The following is a 17,402-nucleotide window of genomic DNA, read 5'->3' as shown; positions in this document are numbered from 1 at the left end:
ACAAATTTTCAATTCTTGAAAATTCTTGCCCCTTTGGGACAGCTTCTTGTTGGGGCGTGCCTGCCCCAAACCCTGCTAGGAACGAGTACAGCAAACTGGAAGTTATAGTGCCATCTTTTTCCATTTTCTGATCTTCGTTCTAAAGGTTCCAAACGGAGCCACTGTGTTAACATGTATGAATTTGTATACTTCCCAGACGGCTGTTTTAGTTGCCTCGTCGGCCCATTTTCTCATATGTGGTTTAAACACTTCTTCCTCACTTAGTGAATCGATCATTGCATAAATAGAATCAATGTTCTCATTCAACATGTCTTTCAGCTCTTGCAGTGACAGGTGTGCATATGTATCTGTGAACCATTGATATAATTCACCAAGCTGATTCCACTTAAAATTATCGGAGGGAGTTTTGACCTGAAGACCCTTTCTTTCGTCTGCTTCCCATTTAAGAATGAGCGTTGTCCATCCAACATGATAAGCAAGATTTTCTGCTGGAGTTCGATCAACCTCATCAATCCTCTTATCTTTTAAAGGTTCCGGAATATCATTAAATTCTGATATATACTTTGCAAAGCTTTTATTTATCTCGTTTTTAAGTTCATCCTTATTCTCATATGTTCTCACGATTCTATCTCCTCAAATTCTTATTTGTTGAACTAAGCCGAGTATACCATACTCTCCAATGAAAGAACACCCCGATATAGTGAAATTTTGCCATTTTTCTGCGTACGTGCGTACACGCTCCGCAGGGATTCTAAGGGGCTTGGCCCCTTGGCACACAGACTTTGGCACAAAGTCTAGTGTGTTACACCTTGTCAGAGGTGTACAGGCTCCCGGTACGCACGTACGCAGCGACTACCCCCAAACGCGCCATATAGGGGGACGACCAAGTTCGCACAAAGCGAACTTGATTCCGCAAAGCAAAAGGCAGGATACCACCGCCATGGTGATACCCTGCCTTTGTTCGTTCCTGCTCACTGTTCCGAGTAGTGCCTTCTCAGAACTTCCTGTAAACAAAAAACGTACCCGAACCCTTTCTCATAGAGAATCGGGTTCGAGTACGAACTGTATGGTGGAGAATTAGGGACTCGAACCCCAGACCCCCTGCGTGTGATGCAGGTGCTCTAACCAGCTGAGCTAATCCTCCATATTTTGTTTTGTGCGTTCCGAACTGGAACGTGATTATTATAGCACGGCCTTTTCCAAAATGCAAGCCCTAATTTTAAAAAAATCACACTTTTTGTATCCGCTTTCCGGTTGCCCTTTGATGCCAAATCGTGTATACTGAACACAGAAACTTTCCCACCGGGAAAAGAGGTACAAAAAATGCTGACACTTCGTGGAATCATTACGCTGATCGTTCTGATCGTTCTGTTTGCACTGGCCGTTGTGTGGATCTCCAAGCAGGGCGGCTGGAAGGGCGAGGGCTGCGGCGGCAACTGTGCATCCTGCCACAGCCACTGCGAAAAACAGGACCCGAACAAAAAAGCCTGAGTTCAAAAATGCCCCCGGACATTGCCTGCTGGCAGCGTCCGGGGGCATTCTGCTTTCAGCTTTCCGTCTCGCGGTAAAACACCCCGCGCTCTGCCGCGTACACGGCAATGGTGCTCAGCAGGTCCTGATGGGCTTTCTGGTAAGTAGTACGGCCGATGTGCAGCTGATCGATCACATCGTCCTCCGTGCGGTGCTGTACATAGCGCAGCTCGAACAGATCCGCACGCAGCGGGTCGTTTTGCCGGTAATAGGCAAGGCCCTCCTCAATGGCGGCGCACCAGCTGCGCTCCACCGGGCTTCGTGCACGCTGCCGCATCCCATACCGGTACAGTGCCAGCCGCGTCTGATTTCTCTGCTCGCTTGTCATGTTCTGCCCTCCTCTTTTCATCCGCGCGGCGTGCCAGCACTTCGCGGCGGTTCTGCTCTTCAAAAAAGCAGAGATCCCGCTCGTACATGCTCAGACCAAGCACCGCGCTCAGCCGTTCTGCTTCGCTCAGCTTGAACTGTGTGCGCCCCTGCAGTTTCAGGTTCAGTGCATTGGGGCTGATCTTCAAGGCTCGTGCCACATACTGCATCTTGTACCCACTGGCGCGAATATAATCCCGGATCATTTCAGTATTTGCCATATTCCGCTCTCCTTTTTTCGTATCGGCAATGCCGTTCCACAATCTTTAGTTGTATTATATTCCTGCATTGATTCAGTGTCAACCCATTTTTGCAAATTCGCAGAAAAAAGTTGATTTTAATGCAATTTTTTGGTATACTTCTGGTAACAGCATTCTTTTTACAGAACAACCATACGTTTTTTTAGAGAGGTTTCGCATGTCTGAGCTTTCTACCCGTCTGCATCTGCGCCGCAAAGAACTGGGCCTTTCGCAGGAAGAGCTTGCCCAGCGCATGGGCTATCGGTCCAAATCCTCCATTACCAAGCTGGAAAAAGGCATCAACGACCTGCCGCAGTCCAAGGTGGAAGAGCTGGCAGCCGCGTTGGAGACCACCCCTGCCTATCTGCTGGGGCTGGACACACCCTGTCCGCCGCCGGGCTTTGAGCCGCTGCCTGTCATGACGCAGGTCCCGCTGATCGGTTCCATTGCCTGCGGCACTCCTATCACGGCAGAGCAGAACATTGAACGCTATATCGGCGTTCCCGCCGCGTGGCGCGCTGACTTTGCCCTGACCTGCCACGGTGACAGCATGTCCCCCACCATCTGCGACGGCGACATCGTATGCATTCGCTGCCAGCCGGAGGTGGAGCAGGGCGAGATCGCCGCAGTGCGCATTGGCGGCGAGGCCACCCTCAAGCACTTCCATCGGCAGGGTGATGCTGTGATGCTGCTTGCGGACAATGCCGCCGTCTGCCCACCCATGATCTTTACCGGCCTGCAGCTGGAAGAGCTGCACATTGAGGGCCGCGCTGTCGGCCTGTGCCGGGGGCTGTGAGCCGCCTGCAGTCTTTCAGGCACGTTTCATAAAAGAAGGAGGCTTCTCATGTTTTTCTCCCGCAAAAAGCCTGCCCGTTCTTACGACCCCGCCACCCAGCAGCCTGCACTGCGGTGCAGCATCTGCACCGGGGAGCAGGTGGCCGGTTTCATCTCCCCGGATGGCCATTTTGAGGACGTTCAGCTCATTCGCACGCCTCAGGAACTGGACGCATTCCGGGCACGGTACAGCATCCCGCCGGAATGCCCCCTGAAAAAGATCTATTAAAAGGAGTTCACCATGCCCACTGCACCTGAAGAGATGACCCTGAAGGTCATTGCCCATATCCATACTGCCTTTCCCACCAAGTTCGGCATCCCACGCCAGAGCGGCCTTGTGGACGAGCTGCGCGGCGAGGTGATCTTTACGCCCGAATACCGCAATGCCGATGCCGTGCGCGGTCTGGAAGATTTCAGTCACATCTGGCTGGTGTGGCAGTTCTCCGGCGCGGTGCGGGACAGCTGGTCCCCCACTGTACGCCCACCGCGTCTGGGCGGCAACACCCGCATGGGCGTGTTCGCCACCCGGTCGCCGTTCCGCCCCAATCCTCTGGGCCTTTCCAGCGTGCGTCTGGAAGGCATCGAGCACCGGCCGGACATTGGCCCGGTGCTCATCGTGCGCGGTGCCGACCTGATGGATGGCACCCCCATCTACGACATCAAGCCTTACATCCCCTATGCCGACTGCCACCCGGATGCCGCCGAGGGCTTTACCGGCCAGACCCAGTTCCACCGTCTGCAGGTACAGTTCCCGCCCGAACTGCTGGCACAGGTGCCGCAGGCCGACCGCGCCGCCCTGACCGGCGTACTGGCAGGTGACCCGCGCCCCTCCTATCAGCACGACCCGCAGCGGGTGTACGGCATGGAGTTCGGCCCGGTAGAGGTGCATTTTACCGTGGATGGCGAGGTGCTCACCGTGACCGGCATCGCCCGCCGCTGAGAGGAAGCGTTTATGGAACTGCGGAACATCAATACCTTTTTGCACATCGCCGAGCTGCACAGCTTTTCCCACACTGCGCGGCAGCTGGGCTATTCCCAGTCGGCGGTGTCCTCCCAGATCGCACAGCTGGAAGCAGAGCTGGGCGCACCGCTGTTCGACCGCGTGGGCAAGACCGTGCGGCTCACCGATGCGGGCCAGACCTTTTTAGGCTATGCACGCACCCTGCTGGCCACGGCCCAGCAGGCGCAGGCTGCCCTGCAGCCCGCCCGGCAGATCAGCGGCAGTCTGCGCATCGCTCTGGCGGATTCGGTGTGCTCCACCTTCCTGCCCGGTCTGCTCAAACGCTACCACGCCCTGTGCCCGCAGGTGGAGCTGGTGCTGTGCACCGCCACTGCCGACGGGATGCTGCAGATGCTGGGCACAAATCAGATCGATCTGGCCTATACGCTGGACCAGCCCCTGCTGCAGCCCAATCTGGTGCTTGCGGCGGATGTGCCGGAGCCGGTGTGTTTTATTGCACCGTCCGCTCACCCGCTTGCCGGGCAGGAAGCCGTTACGCTGGAAGAGCTGCCCCGGCAGGAATTTCTGCTCACTGAGCGCGGCATGAGCTACCGCGACGCTTTGGATCAGTGCCTTGCCGCCCGCGGCCTTGCCATCCACCCTTATCTGGAGCTGGGCAGCGCTGCGCTGCTGTGCCAGATGGTGGAGCAGGGCATGGGTCTTTCCTTCCTGCCGGAGTACATCGTGCGTCCGGCGCTGGCCGCAGGTCGTCTTGCCCGGCTGAATGTGCCGGACTGCACCGTGGAGATGCACCGTCAGCTGTTTTACCACCGTGACAAATGGCTGACCCCTCAGATGAAAGCCTTTATCGAGCTGGTGCGCCAGCCCGCGCCCGGCACTGCCAGCAAATGAAAGAAGCACGGGTCCATTGAAGCGTAAAGCTGAACACACAAACGAAAAACCGCCGAAGGCTTCCCTTCGGCGGTTTTTCTTATGATAGGAGGATCAAAAATGATCGTCGCTAAATTTTAGTTCAGGATGGTCAGCTCGGTCTCGATGTCGAACAGGTGGACCTTGTGGGGATCGAATGCAACGCGGACGGTGTCTCCGTTGCGTGCCTTGGAGGTGGGAGCCACACGAGCGGTCATCTTGTTGCCCTTGTACTCCAGATACAGGTAGATCTCAGCACCCATCATTTCGGAGACATCCACCTGAGCATCCAGCTGGCAGTCTGCGTGCTTTGCCATAAACTCGGGCTCGTCGTCGATGTCCTCGGGACGGACGCCCATCTTGATCTTCTTGCCGACGTAAGCATCCAGCTTGCCGTCTGCGGTCTTCTCCTTGGGCAGGGGGATCACGTCGCCGCCCAGATCAACACCGTACAGCTCCCCCTTCTTGATCAGGGTGCCGTCCAGGAAGTTCATCTGGGGGCTGCCGATGAAGCCAGCAACGAACATGTTGCAAGGCATATCGTACAGGTTCTGCGGGGTATCGACCTGCTGGATGATGCCGTCCTTCATAACAACGATACGGTCGCCCATGGTCATAGCCTCGGTCTGGTCGTGGGTAACGTAGATGAAGGTGGTAGCCAGCTTCTTGTGCAGCTTGATGATCTCGGTACGCATGCTGGTACGCAGCTTAGCATCCAGGTTGGACAGAGGCTCGTCCAGCAGGAAGACTGCCGGGTTACGAACCATTGCACGGCCCAGAGCAACACGCTGACGCTGACCACCGGACAGAGCCTTGGGCTTGCGGTCCAGCAGGTGCTCGATCTCCAGGATCTTAGCAGCCTCGTGCACGCGCTTGTCGATCTCGTCCTTCGGGGTCTTGCGCAGTTCCAGACCGAAAGCGATGTTCTTGTAAACGGTCATGTGGGGGTACAGAGCGTAGCTCTGGAACACCATTGCGATATCACGATCCTTCGGGGGAACGTCGTTGATCAGACGGCCACCGATGTACATTTCGCCCTTGGAGATCTCCTCCAGACCGGCGATCATGCGCAGGGTGGTGGACTTGCCGCAGCCAGAGGGGCCGACGAAGATGATGAATTCCTTATCCTGGATCTCCAGGTTAAAGTCGGTAACAGCGGGAGCGGTAGCACCCGGATAGATCTTATAGATGTGCTGGCAGCTGATCGAAGCCATAGTCGTTTGCCTCCATAATTTTTAAGGTTTCCACGCTCTTGACGGCGTGTTCATTCGTTGGTACTATAATAGCAGATAATTTTGTGATATAAAATAGCATTTTATTGATCAGAGGTGTCAGATATTGCTTTTTGACTGGAACACCATCGCTTTTCCCGCTTCAGTGCAGGATCTGCAGCTGTCTGCCCCCCTCACCCTCTCCGGCGAAGGACTGTGGGTGTGCCTTGTGTCCAGCGGCCAGTGCTCTGCATCCGTACCTGCTGCCGGGCCGCTGCCGCTGGGTGCAGCGCTCATTTTGCCGCCGCAGTCCGTGCCTGCCGGGCACCTGATCCTGAGCCGTGCCCCGCTGGCCCTTGTGCCGGAAAGCATCTGCCATCTGCTCTGCGTCCAGCTTACCGGGCAGGCGGCTTCCCAGTTTCTGGCCGGGCTGCACGAACTGCCCTTCCTAGCCAAGGGCGGTTCCTGCCCGGCCGCTGCCGAACTGATGGACCGCCTTGCTGAGGAAAAGGCCGCCCACAGCCGTGCCCGCAGCCAGTTGGCCTACGCACTGCTGTGTGAGCTGGCCGATGCCGACAGTGCCGCGTCCGCCCTGCCGCCGCTGGTGCAGGCCGCCATTGAGGACATCCGCGCAAACTACGCGGGCCTTTACGGCGTGGAGGAGCTGAGCGAACGGCTGGGCGTGTCCAAGAGCCATCTGGTGCGCACCTTTACCGCAGCCATTGGCGTGCCGCCGGGCAAATACCTCACCACGGTGCGCGTTGAAGCAGCCCAGCGGCTGCTGCTCCACCGGGAGTACACACTGGACGTGGTAGCCAGCCTGTGCGGCTTTTCCGGTGCCAACTACCTGTGCCGGGTGTTCAAAAAAGAAACCGGCCAATCCCCCGCACAGTGGCGGGCAATGGCCGGTCACGCCGCGCAGAGTGGGCTTTCGCCCGAGGAATCTCTGCGCGAACAGGAGCTTTATATTTAAGGGCTATGCGGTCTGCTTTTTACCGCGCAGCAGCAAAAACAGGGTCAGCACTGCGGTGAGCAGTTCCGATGCCGGGAACGCTGCCCACACACCATTCATGCCAAACAGGCGGCTCAGCACCAGCGAGCAGGCCACGATGGCCACCATGCCGCGGCAGATGGAGGTGACGGAGGCTTCCACCGGGCGGTTGGTCGCACTCAGATAGCCCGCCGCCACGATGTTGAACCCGGCAAAGAAGTAGCCCACAAAGTACAGCCTCATGCCCATGTGGGCAAACTGGGCCATCCGGGCGGAGCTTTCGCTGTTGAACACGTCAACCAGTGCATCGGTAGCACCAAAGATGATGCCGTACAGCACCGCTGCCAGCACCAGTGCGGTGCAGCTGCCCAGGATGAGCAGCTTTCTGGCACCGGCCTTGTCGCTTTTGCCGTAGCACTCGCTCACCAGCGGCTGTGCACCCTGTGCTACGCCGTTGAAGATGGCCGTTGCCACCAGCGCAAAGTTCGCCACCACGCCATAGGCCGCCACGGCCACATTGCCCGCCAGACCCAGCAGCAGGAAGTTGAACACGGTGGTGGTAACGCCGGAGGACATCTCACCCACAAAGCCGGAGATGCCAAGCTGGCAGCTCTGGCCCAGCAGCCTTGCCGAGGGGCGCTGGCGCACGAACTGCACGCTGTTCTCCTTTTTAAAGAAGTGGCGGCTGCAGATGGAAATGCTGATGATGGGAGACACGGCGGTGGCCAGCGCCGCACCGGCCAGCCCCAGCCCCATGGGAAACATGAAAATATAGTCGAACACCACATTGAACAGGCTGCTGCTCAGGGTAGCCACCATGGCAAGGGAAGGGTCGCCGTCGTTGCGCACAAAGGCCGACACGATATAGTTGCACATGAAGAAGGGCGTGAACATAAGGAAGATACGGGCATACGGGATGCCCAGCGCCATGATCCCCGCATCACCGCCCATCAGCCGCAGAAGGCCGCCGGGCGCAAAAATGCCCACCAGCAGGAACGGCACGCTGAGCACACAGGCGCAGAAGATGGCATTGGAAAAATAGCGCTGGCAGCGCTCGTCTCCCTGCGCCCTGAGGATGGCATAGCGGGTGGCCGCGCCAAGGCCGACCATGGAGCCGACGGCAAAGATGAAGTTGTAGACCGGCAGGCAGAGGTTGAGCAGGGTCACGCCGTCGGTACCCGCCGCCTGCGAGATGAAATAGGTATCGGCCAGAATGTAGCACGAGGTACCCAGCAGGCCGAAGATATTCTGTGATACATATTTAAAGAACTGTTTTGTCAGGTTCATCCAAGTTCCCTTTCATGGCATTTTTTACGCATACCGGCATATTTTAGCACACCCCAAAATGCAAGTCAACACAAAAACGCCCTGTACCGTGCAAAAAAGCATTGACAGCCCGGGCTCTGGCCCTTACACTGGGAGCGGTCACAAAATCATCCCCCTCGCCGGGGGAAGTCTTTTATTACCAGCATCTTAATTTGGGAGGTTCTCTATGTCCGGCAGCACACTGTTTTCCATTGGCGAAGCACTCATCGATATGATCCCGTCCAGGGTGGGCTGTTCTTTTGACGAGGTCCCCTCGTTCAGCCCGCGCACTGGCGGCGCACCGGCCAACGTGTGCGCGGCCTTTGCCCGGCTGGGCGGCAAAAGTGCTTTTCTGAGCCAGCTGGGCGACGACCCCTTCGGCCACAAGATCGCCCGGGAATTGGAAGCCTGCGGCATCGACCTCTCCCATCTGGCCTTTACCGACAAGGCCAACACGGCCCTTGCCTTCGTCAGTCTGGAAGAGGACGGCAGCCGTACCTTCAGCTTCTACCGCAAACCCTCGGCGGACCTGCTTTATTCTCCGGAGCAGATCGACCCGGCATGGTTCGCCGATGCCTTTGCCCTGCATTTCTGCAGTGTCTCGCTGGCGGACAGCCCCATGCGCTACGCTCACCTTGCGGCCATTGCCTCCGCACGCGAAGCTGGTGCTATCGTCAGCTTTGACCCGAACCTGCGCTTTCCCCTCTGGCCGGACCGCGACATGCTGCGCGGGACGGTGCTGCAGTTCCTGCCGCTTTCCAACATCCTCAAAATTTCGGACGAAGAGCTGGAATTTCTCACCGGCACTGCGGACATTGAATCCGCCCTGCCGCAGCTGTTCGTGGGTGATGTGCAGCTGGTGCTGTACACCTGCGGCAGCAGCGGTGCCCACGCCTATACCCGCACCGCCCACGGCTTTGCCCCCTGCCGGAAAGTCCGGGCTGTGGACACCACCGGCGCAGGCGACGGCTTCATCGGCTCGTTTTTGTGGCAGCTGGAACGTGACGGCGTGACACTGGAAAAACTGGCAAAGCTCAGCAAAACAAAGCTGAACGAATACCTTGCCTTTTCCAACCAGTTCTGCGGCATCAGCGTGCAGACGAATGGTGCCATCGACAGCTACCCCACCCTTGACCAGATGCAGTAAAACATACAATATGCCCTACGTCACAAAACCGCAGGGTCTCTTTTCTATTTACTATCTGTAGTATTACACCATCATATTCCAGTTTTGTCCTGTTTCCGACATCTTTTCTGCCGGTTTAAGATTTGTTTATCCTTTGTACAAGCCTTGTTCTTATTCTCTGCCCGGTTCCATGTTACCATAAGGGCAAGAACAACAAGCAGGGAGGCTTTATCCATGTCCTTTGAATTTACCCTTCTGGATGCCTTGCAGGCTCTGCGCTGTCCGGTGCTGGATGCACTGGCGGTGTTTTTCGATCAGGCCGGTGCCCGCGGCGAGATCTGGATTGCCTTCACGGCGGTGCTGCTGGCGTTCCGGCGCACCCGCCGGGCCGGGCTGGCCATGGCGCTGGCGCTGGGCCTTTATATGCTGGCGGGCCACTGCGCCTTAAAGCCGCTGTTCGCACGCCCACGCCCCTGCGACCTCCGGCCGGAGATGCTCACGCTGGTGGCTCGGCCCCATGGCTGGTCCTTCCCTTCCGGACACACATCCTCCGCCTTTGCCGCTGCCTTTGCGCTCTGGCTACAGAACCGCAGGCTCGGCGTCCCGGCTCTTGTGCTGGCCGGGTTCATCGGCTTCACGCGGATGTACCTGTATGTGCATTTCCCCACCGACATTCTGGGCGGCGTGGCACTGGGCCTTGCATTGGGGGCCTGCGGCTCCCTGCTGTCAGATAAGATCAGCAACAAATGGGCGAAACGCAGTGAAGTAAAACGAACTGTATAAACCAATTTCGCCTCGCACTCGTTCTCGCTTTGCTTTTTACATTCAGATGAAGTATATCGCTTCGATCCTATTCGTGAAAAAGAGCCTCGGAAAAATCCGCAGATTTTTCCGAGGCTCAACTAATTATAATAGAATTTCCGCTAAAACAGCCAAAGCGCACGCGGCGGCTATTCCCAATCGTTCTCTTGCATTCAGGTAAAAACAAAAGCAGCCAGCACCGTGGAAAGGAGGATAAAGCGGTGCTGGCTGCGGTATGAGAACTCCCGAACTTTGCGGCGGATCAGGAGGGATTTGGTAGTCTGTCCGCCGTCGTTGGCGATTGCCTGGCATAGGCGGGGGACAGTGTTTTAATAAGTACCTGCTGAGCTGTGCAAGATGCACCAGCCCCCGCAGGTGAAAGCCCTTGTCGGCTTTTGGGAGGTGTCTTTGCATCTCCCTGACTGCACCCTTATACTACCAGACAATCGTGGCATTTCTTTGTGGAGTTTTTGAACAATTTGCAAATAGATTTTCAGGTGTTGTCAAAGGAGGCCCCGCGCATAAGCGTTGGGGCGGGACTGGAGTCCCGGGCTGTTCGCGGAGAAAGCTTCCTACTGGCCTGCATTCATGCTTTTACTGCGCCCCGAAAAATTCCTTGGCGATGTCCGCGCTGCGCTTGGCATCCTTGGCGTACCAGTCCGCGCCGATCTTCTCGGCATATTCCGGCGTGAGCACCGCACCGCCCACCATGATCTTGCAGTCCAAGCCTGCTTCGTGCAGGGCGGCAATGGTTTCCTCCATGCTCTTGAGGGTAGTGGTCATCAGGGCGGAAAGGCCCACCAGATGCACATTCTTTTCCCGCACGGTGTTCACCACCGTCTCCACCGGCACATCACGGCCCAGGTCGATCACCTCAAAGCCGTAGTTTTCCAGAATGACCTTGACGATGTTCTTGCCGATGTCGTGCACGTCGCCCTTGACGGTGGCCAGCACGATGCGGCCCTTGCTGGCGCTGCCCTCGCCCTTCTGGGCAATGACGTTCTTGATCTCCTCAAAGGCGCTCTGGGCCGCACTTGCGGCCTGCAGCAGCTGCGGCAGGAACAGCGTGCCCTTCTCATACTTGGCACCCACGATGTCCAGCGCCGGGATCAGTGCTTCGTCCACCACTTCCAGCGGCTGCTTTTCGGCCAGCAGTGCCTTGGTCTGGGCGGCGGCATCGCCCTTCAGGCCCTTTTCCACTGCCTTCATCAGTGGAGCGTAAGGGCCGGTAAGCTCTGCGCTCTCACCGGATGCGGATGCCGAAGCCGCAGGCACCGCCTGCGCGGCCTGCTTGAGGGCCACCGAGGCGGGCACATGGTCGGCATAGCGCTCAATGTATTTGGTGCTCTGCGGGTCGCGGTTGGTCAGCACATTGTAAGCGTACACTGCCGCCATCATGTCCTCGCTGGAAGGGTTCATGATGGCGAGGTCAAGGCCCGCATACATCGCCATGGTGAGGAAGGTGGTGTTCAGATAGGGGCGGCAGGGCAGGCCGAAGCTGATGTTGGACACGCCCAGAATGGTGCGCACCCCCAGCTCTTTTTTGCAGGCTTCCAGTGCCTGCACGGTGGCCAGAACGTCCTTCTGCTGGGCGCTGGCGGTCAGGGTCAGGCAGTCGATGTAGATGTCCTCCCGCGGGATGCCGACGGCAAGGGCCGCCTCCGTGATGCGGCGGGCAATGGCCACCCGGTCCTCGGCGGCGGGCAGAATGCCCCGCTCATCGATGGCAAGACCCACGATGGCCGCACCGTACTTTTTGCACAGGGGCAGGATCGCGTCCAGCTTTTCCTGCTCGCCGTTGGTAGAGTTGACGATGGGCTTGCCGTTGTACACGCGCAGACCGTTTTCCAGCGCCTCCACATTGGAGGAATCCAGCTGCAGCGGCAGGCTGGTGACGCTCTGCAGGGCCTTGACCACCTTGGGCATCAGGGCAGGCTCGTCCACGCCGGGTGCACCCACGTTCACGTCCAGCACCTGAGCACCGGCTTCCACCTGACTGACCGCCTGCTCCAGAACGTAGTTCATATCCTCTTCCCGCAGTGCCTGCTGGAAGCGCTTTTTGCCGGTGGGGTTGATGCGCTCACCCACCACCGTGATGCCGTCCACGTTGACGAAATCCACCGGCGTGCAGAGCACCGAGGGCATTTTGTGGGCCGAACGGCCGGGTACGCAGCCTGCAAAAACGCTGTTCAGCAGCTTGATGAACTCCGGCGTAGTGCCGCAGCAACCGCCCGCCGCAAACAGGTGCAGGTCCCGGTAGGGCTTCATTTCCATGGCGAAGAGCTGCGGAGTGATATCGTAGCCGCTGCCGTCGGCCCGGGGCAGGCCCGCATTGGGCTTGACGAACACCGGAAAGTCGCCGGGCACAGCCTCTGCCAGACGCTTTGCCATGGGAAAGATCTCCTTGGGGCCCAGTGAGCAGTTGATGCCCACCGCGTTGGCACCCAGGCCACGGGCGGTCACGCCGAAGCTTTCCACCGTGCAGCCGGTAAAGGTGCGCCCGCCGGCTTCAAAGCTCATGCTGGCTAAGATAGGCAGGCCGCTGTTTTCCTTTGCTGCCAGCAGAGCGGCTTTCAGCTCGTACAGATCGGTAAAGGTCTCAAAGAAAATGAGGTCGGCCCCGGCGGCAGCGCCTGCCCGGACGATGCGCGCATACTCGCTCACCGCATCCTCAAAGGCCAGCGTTCCGCTGGGTTCCAGCAGTTCTCCCAGCGGGCCGACATCCAGCGCGGTCAGGGCACCGTAGGGCGCACAGGCGCGCTTGCAGTTGGCGATGCCCGCCGCAATGATTTCTTCCAGACTGTAGGCGCTGCCCGCCAGCTTGTGGGCCGATGCGCCAAAGGTGTTGGCGTTGACGATGCGGCTGCCCGCAGCGGCATACTTGGCATGGATGCTCTCGATCAGCTCCGGATTGGTGATGTTCAGCTCCTCCGGCTTTGCACCCAGCTTCAGGCCCGAAGCCTGCAGCATGGTGCCCATGCCGCCGTCCAGCAGGACGGTATTGCTCTGCTTGAAAAGTTCACTCGCTTGCACAGGTCTTTCCCCTCTTTCTATACTCACACCGGGTGCGCAGCACGCAGTGGCCGCACCCGGCCAGTTTTCCCTTTACCGGGTGGCCGCTGACCCCCAGAATGGCCGTCACGCTCTTGCGCGGGGTCATCAGGTTGGTATCGGTCACACACAGGCCCGCCCGGCGCACCGTATCCAGCGCGTTTGCCACCAGCGGCTGTACTGCAATATCCCAGTCACCGTAGCCGGGCGAAAACCGCCCGGTCAAATACTTTCCCTCTTTTGCGGCCCACTGGCGCAGCTCTGCTTCGGCTGCGTCTGCGGCCTGCTCGGCCAGCGCGCTGCCCAGTGCGTCGGACGCAACGCCCGCCGCGATATCTCCCACACCGGCACGGCGGATCTGTGCATCCACGCCGGGGCCAAGGGTCACGGCCAGCAGCACCGCCTGCGGGCAGTTTTCCAGATGCTTCATCACATCCCCACCCCGCAGGATGCCTGCTTCGGCAAGGGCAGCCGTGTCCGCTTCCAGCCAGACCGCCCGGGGCGTTGCCGCCGCCAGCAGCGGCATGGCGCATGTTTCCAACAGGGTCATGGTGCGGTCGTCCGGTTCCCCTCTGGCCCCGAAATACCGCGCTGCCTGTGCTGTATCGATCGCCGCCGGTTTTGCCAGCACCAGCGGCTGCGGTGCACCGATCATCCGCCACACCTCCTTGCTTTTTTGAAATAAAGTGGTCTTAAGTATACCGCACCTGTGGGATTTTATCAATCCCGCAGAGCGGCGGATAAAAGAAAACTCCCTCAGTCACAGCTCACGCCGTGCCAGCTCCCTCAAGGAGGGAGCCTCTGTCGAAAAGGTAAGCTTTTCGGTTTTGCCAAAGGCCCCATCCCAGAGGGGGCTGTCTGTGAAGCAGACTGGGGGAGTTCGTTCTTTATTTGATGCAGCTGGAACAGGGCGTATAGCCTGCTTCCACGGCTTCCTGATAGCTGGAGAAGAGGATCTGGTTCTTCTCTGCCGGCAGGTTCGGGCAGGTAGGCAGATGGAACTTTTTGCTGTTCACATTGCCGATGTACGCCTGCTGGGCCGTGCTGGATGCCGCCGGGTCGGTGGGGTTCAGCGCGGAATCTGCCGCAAAGTGCTCGGTGCCCACGGTGTAGTTCTGGCCGTCACTGCCAATGGTGATGGTGCCCTGCAGGTCGGTGCGGTACACATCCACCCCGGCATCCCGCAGGATGCTCAGCGTTTCCTCGTGCGGGTGGCCGTACTTGTTGTTCACGCCGCAGGAGATGATGCCCATTTCCGGCAGCACCGCGTTCAGGAAGAGGTAGCTGGTGGAGGTGCTGGAACCGTGGTGGCCCACCTGCAGCACATCGGCCCTGAGGTTCGCGCCGCTGTTCACAAGGTCGGTCTCCGCAGTCTTTTCCATGTCGCCGGTCAGCAGGAAGCTGGTGGAGCCGTAGTCGATGCGCAGCACAATGGAGGTATCGTTGGTGTCGCTGTACTGTGCCACCGGGCCAAGCATGGTCACGGTAGCGCCGCCCAGCGGCCACATCGTGCCCACGGCGGGCACCTCTACCTGCAGGCCCTGCTGTTGGGTGTATTTAACAAAATCCTGAAAGCACTTGGTGGAGGCATCGGTCACCGGGCTGTACACATGGTACGCCGGGAAGTAGGCCAGTGCGGCAGCCAAGCCGCCTACATGATCCTCATGCGCGTGGGAGCAGAACACATATTCCAGCTGTTCCACCCCCTGACTCTGCAGGTAAGAGACGATGAGACTGCCGTCGTCCACATTGCCGCCGTCGTAGAGCATGAACTGTCCGTCGCATTCCACCAGCACACTCAGCGCCTGACCCACATCGATGAAATGCACCTCCAAGGGTGCGTCCACCGTATCCACAGCCGCCGCAGCAGAAGCGGACGGGTTCGGCACTACATCGGCGCTTCCGCCCGGGACGGACGGCAGCCCGCTGCAGCCCGCAAGGCTCAGCACCAGTGCGGCGGCAGCGGCCAGCGCAGCAAGGCGCTGCCACAGGCCTTTCTTAGGCGCGTTTACTTTTTCTTCTTTCCAGTTTTCCACGTTGTGTTCTCTTTCTGTTGATCGTTTTTTGGCTTGCGCGCGGGTGCCGAATGGGGCGCAAAGCGTGCGCCGGGGCTGGGCGCACGGCCTGTCGGTGCAGCGGCACGGCTCTGGCCGTGGGCAGGCTTGCCGTTATGGCCCTTCTGGTTCGGGCGCACCGTATAGGTGCCGTCATTGTGGATCGTCACATCGGCGGCTTCGGCCCGGCGGGCAGAGCGCTGCACGGCGCGGCGGCCTACGGCGGGCACCAGCAGGGGGATCAGGTCCTCCCGGTGGGTCATCTTCAGCGCCTTGACTACCTTCTCGGCGTTGCGAGGCTCGTAGTATTGCAGCAGCGCCCGCTGCAGCGCCTTGCCCTCGGGGGTCTTTTCCACAAACACCGGCTTCAGGGTGTAGGGGTCAAGGCCGGTGTAGAACATGCAGGTGCTCACAGTGCCGGGGGTGGGGTAAAAATCCTGCACCTGTTCCGGGCGCATGTGGTTTTTATAAAGATATTCTGCCAGATAGACCGCATCCTTGAGGGTGCTGCCCGGGTGACTGGACATCAGATAGGGCACCAGATACTGCTTTTTGCCGGCCTTTTTGCTCAGCTCATAGAACTTATCCTTGAACTTGTTGAAGGTCTCGATGGGCGGCTTGCCCATGTAGGCCAGCGTGTTGGGGGCACAGTGCTCCGGAGCCACCTTCAGCTGGCCGGACACATGGTACTCTACCAGTTCCTTGAAGAAGGTGTCGTCCGGGTCGGCCATCAGGTAGTCGAACCGGATACCGCTGCGGATGAACACCTTTTTCACGCCCGGCAGCTCCCGCACCCGGCGCAGGATCTTCAGGTAGTCGCTGTGGTCCACGATCATGTGGGAGCAGGTGGTGGGGGCAAGACAGTGCTTGCCGCCGGTGCACATGCCCCGCAGCATCTGCTCCCGGCAGGAGGGAAAGCGGAAGTTTGCGGTGGGGCCGCCCACATCGTGGATGTAGCCCTTGAAATCCGGCTCGTGGGTCATGCGCTCGGCTTCTGCCACGATGCTGTCCGCGCTGCGGCTGGTGACACGCCGCCCCTGATGCAGCTGGATGGCGCAGAAGTTGCAGCCGCCAAAGCAGCCGCGGTTCTGGATGATGGAGAACTGCACCTCACGGATGGCGGGCACGCCGCCCATGCTCTCGTAGATGGGGTGGTAACGGCGGGTGTAGGGCAGGGCGTAGACCTTATCCAGCTCCCCGCGCACCAGCGGCTTTGCGGGGATGTTCTGCACCAGATACTTTTCGCTCTGCTTCTGCACGATGATCTGGCCGCTGACCACATCCTGATTGTCCATCTGGATGCGGCAGGCCTTGGCATACGCCGTCTTATCCGACGCCACCTTTTTAAAGCCTGCGCACTCCACGTAGCGCTCGGGCAGATGGTCGAAGTCGGTCATGTAACAGGTGCCGTCCACGTCCGTGATGCTCTCCACCGGCTCCCCGGCGGCAAGGCGGCGGGCGATCTCCACGGTCTGGTGCTCGCCCATGCCAAAGCTGATGATGTCCGCGCCGGAATCCTCGGCGATGCTGGGCAGAACGGTGTCCAGCCAGTAGTCATAGTGGGCAAAGCGGCGCAGGGACGCCTCCAGACCGCCCAGAATCACCGGCAGGTCGGGATAGGCCTGCTTGGCAAGGCGGGTGTACACGGTGGCGCTGCGGTCCGGGCGTGCGCCGCCCTTGCCGCCGGGGGAGTATTCGTCCTCGGCGCGGGGGATCTTTGCCACGGAATAGTGGCTGACCATGCTGTCCACGTTGCCGCCGCCGATGAAGAAGCCGTACTTCGGCTTGCCGAACCGCTTGAAGTCCTCGCAGTCGGTGTAGCGTGGCTGGGCCAGCACGCCGATCTTATAGCCCTCGGCTTCCAGCAGACGGCTGATGATGGCAGTGCCAAAGCTGGGGTGGTCCACATAGGCATCGCCGCCCACCACCACAAAGTCCAGCTGCTCCCACCCGCGGGCCTCCATATCGGCCCGGCTGATGGGAAGAAATTCGGTGTAGATCTTAGGGGAAGAGTTGTCCATTTG

The 17,402-nt window shown here is 59.1% G+C and carries 17 protein-coding genes and 1 tRNA gene; 8 read left to right on the top strand and 10 right to left on the bottom strand.

Translation table 11 applies throughout. The features are described from left to right. Positions 1-102 precede the first annotated feature (102 nt). Together WMO17_RS10370 and WMO17_RS10365 are read right to left on the bottom strand one after the other, a co-directional pair. Complete coding sequence (locus WMO17_RS10370) at positions 103-621, bottom strand: ClbS/DfsB family four-helix bundle protein (RefSeq protein WP_349138016.1); 519 nt, start codon at positions 619-621, stop codon at positions 103-105. Between the two features lie 446 nt (positions 622-1,067). After that, positions 1,068-1,144 (bottom strand) — tRNA-Val (locus WMO17_RS10365). Positions 1,145-1,323: 179 nt separating this feature from the next. Here WMO17_RS10365 and WMO17_RS10360 point away from each other — a divergent pair. Next, positions 1,324-1,491: a FeoB-associated Cys-rich membrane protein gene (locus WMO17_RS10360; protein WP_044953787.1), complete on the top strand. Its 168-nt coding sequence runs from the start codon at positions 1,324-1,326 to the stop codon at positions 1,489-1,491. 55 nt (positions 1,492-1,546) lie between these two features. Here WMO17_RS10360 and WMO17_RS10355 read toward each other — a convergent pair whose 3' ends face one another. Both WMO17_RS10355 and WMO17_RS10350 read right to left on the bottom strand, forming a co-directional pair. Next, complete coding sequence (locus tag WMO17_RS10355) at positions 1,547-1,783, bottom strand: hypothetical protein (RefSeq protein ID WP_097773792.1); 237 nt, start codon at positions 1,781-1,783, stop codon at positions 1,547-1,549. Then, the gene (locus tag WMO17_RS10350; protein ID WP_005942847.1) at positions 1,755-2,117 is read right to left on the bottom strand and encodes a helix-turn-helix domain-containing protein; all 363 of its coding nucleotides are present in this window, start codon (positions 2,115-2,117) and stop codon (positions 1,755-1,757) included. Before WMO17_RS10350 ends, WMO17_RS10355 begins: the two co-directional genes overlap by 29 nt. A 196-nt stretch (positions 2,118-2,313) precedes the next feature. Between WMO17_RS10350 and WMO17_RS10345 the strand changes: the two genes are divergently transcribed. The 4 genes from WMO17_RS10345 to WMO17_RS10330 are packed head-to-tail and all read left to right on the top strand — an operon-like array spanning position 2,314 to position 4,821. Next, on the top strand, positions 2,314-2,931 hold the full coding sequence (locus WMO17_RS10345) for a LexA family protein (RefSeq protein ID WP_294648863.1): 618 nt from the start codon (positions 2,314-2,316) through the stop codon (positions 2,929-2,931). A gap of 48 nt (positions 2,932-2,979) precedes the next feature. Then, complete coding sequence (locus tag WMO17_RS10340) at positions 2,980-3,198, top strand: hypothetical protein (protein ID WP_005942855.1); 219 nt, start codon at positions 2,980-2,982, stop codon at positions 3,196-3,198. A 12-nt stretch (positions 3,199-3,210) separates the two neighbouring features. Next, on the top strand, positions 3,211-3,909 hold the full coding sequence (tsaA, locus tag WMO17_RS10335; protein ID WP_294648864.1) for a tRNA (N6-threonylcarbamoyladenosine(37)-N6)-methyltransferase TrmO: 699 nt from the start codon (positions 3,211-3,213) through the stop codon (positions 3,907-3,909). A 12-nt stretch (positions 3,910-3,921) separates the two neighbouring features. Further along, positions 3,922-4,821: a LysR family transcriptional regulator gene (locus WMO17_RS10330; protein ID WP_349138015.1), complete on the top strand. Its 900-nt coding sequence runs from the start codon at positions 3,922-3,924 to the stop codon at positions 4,819-4,821. Between the two features lie 116 nt (positions 4,822-4,937). Here the strand turns inward: WMO17_RS10330 and WMO17_RS10325 are convergent, their stop codons facing one another. Next, positions 4,938-6,053, bottom strand: a complete 1,116-nt coding sequence (locus WMO17_RS10325; RefSeq protein WP_097773796.1) for an ABC transporter ATP-binding protein — start codon at positions 6,051-6,053, stop codon at positions 4,938-4,940. A 124-nt stretch (positions 6,054-6,177) separates the two neighbouring features. Between WMO17_RS10325 and WMO17_RS10320 the strand changes: the two genes are divergently transcribed. Then, the gene (locus tag WMO17_RS10320) at positions 6,178-7,023 is read left to right on the top strand and encodes a helix-turn-helix domain-containing protein (RefSeq protein ID WP_005942868.1); all 846 of its coding nucleotides are present in this window, start codon (positions 6,178-6,180) and stop codon (positions 7,021-7,023) included. 3 nt (positions 7,024-7,026) lie between these two features. On the opposite strand, the gene WMO17_RS10315 is transcribed toward WMO17_RS10320, so the two are convergent. Next, complete coding sequence (locus WMO17_RS10315; RefSeq protein WP_349138014.1) at positions 7,027-8,328, bottom strand: MATE family efflux transporter; 1,302 nt, start codon at positions 8,326-8,328, stop codon at positions 7,027-7,029. 205 nt (positions 8,329-8,533) lie between these two features. On the opposite strand from WMO17_RS10315, the gene WMO17_RS10310 reads away from it, so the two are divergent. Both WMO17_RS10310 and WMO17_RS10305 read left to right on the top strand, forming a co-directional pair. After that, positions 8,534-9,493, top strand: coding sequence for a carbohydrate kinase family protein (locus tag WMO17_RS10310; protein ID WP_349138013.1), 960 nt, complete (start codon positions 8,534-8,536; stop codon positions 9,491-9,493). Between the two features lie 213 nt (positions 9,494-9,706). Further along, the gene (locus WMO17_RS10305; RefSeq protein WP_349138012.1) at positions 9,707-10,255 is read left to right on the top strand and encodes a phosphatase PAP2 family protein; all 549 of its coding nucleotides are present in this window, start codon (positions 9,707-9,709) and stop codon (positions 10,253-10,255) included. Positions 10,256-10,867: 612 nt separating this feature from the next. Here the strand turns inward: WMO17_RS10305 and WMO17_RS10300 are convergent. From WMO17_RS10300 to WMO17_RS10285, 4 genes are all read right to left on the bottom strand, one after another. Continuing rightward, positions 10,868-13,306, bottom strand: a complete 2,439-nt coding sequence (locus WMO17_RS10300; protein ID WP_349138011.1) for a homocysteine S-methyltransferase family protein — start codon at positions 13,304-13,306, stop codon at positions 10,868-10,870. Then, positions 13,293-13,979, bottom strand: a complete 687-nt coding sequence (locus WMO17_RS10295) for a methionine synthase (RefSeq protein WP_097773801.1) — start codon at positions 13,977-13,979, stop codon at positions 13,293-13,295. Before WMO17_RS10295 ends, WMO17_RS10300 begins: the two co-directional genes overlap by 14 nt. A 232-nt stretch (positions 13,980-14,211) precedes the next feature. After that, positions 14,212-15,360 (bottom strand): ComEC/Rec2 family competence protein, encoded by a 1,149-nt coding sequence (locus WMO17_RS10290; RefSeq protein WP_349138010.1) that lies wholly within the window; start codon positions 15,358-15,360, stop codon positions 14,212-14,214. Continuing rightward, positions 15,333-17,399 (bottom strand): YgiQ family radical SAM protein, encoded by a 2,067-nt coding sequence (locus tag WMO17_RS10285; RefSeq protein ID WP_207698504.1) that lies wholly within the window; start codon positions 17,397-17,399, stop codon positions 15,333-15,335. Before WMO17_RS10285 ends, WMO17_RS10290 begins: the two co-directional genes overlap by 28 nt. Positions 17,400-17,402: the final 3 nt, after the last annotated feature.

Source organism: Faecalibacterium faecis, assembly GCF_040096475.1.
GTDB classification, from domain to species: domain Bacteria; phylum Bacillota; class Clostridia; order Oscillospirales; family Ruminococcaceae; genus Faecalibacterium; species Faecalibacterium taiwanense.
Note: the sequence above shows the minus strand (reverse complement) of the source record. Positions and strands in the feature narration are given on the sequence as shown.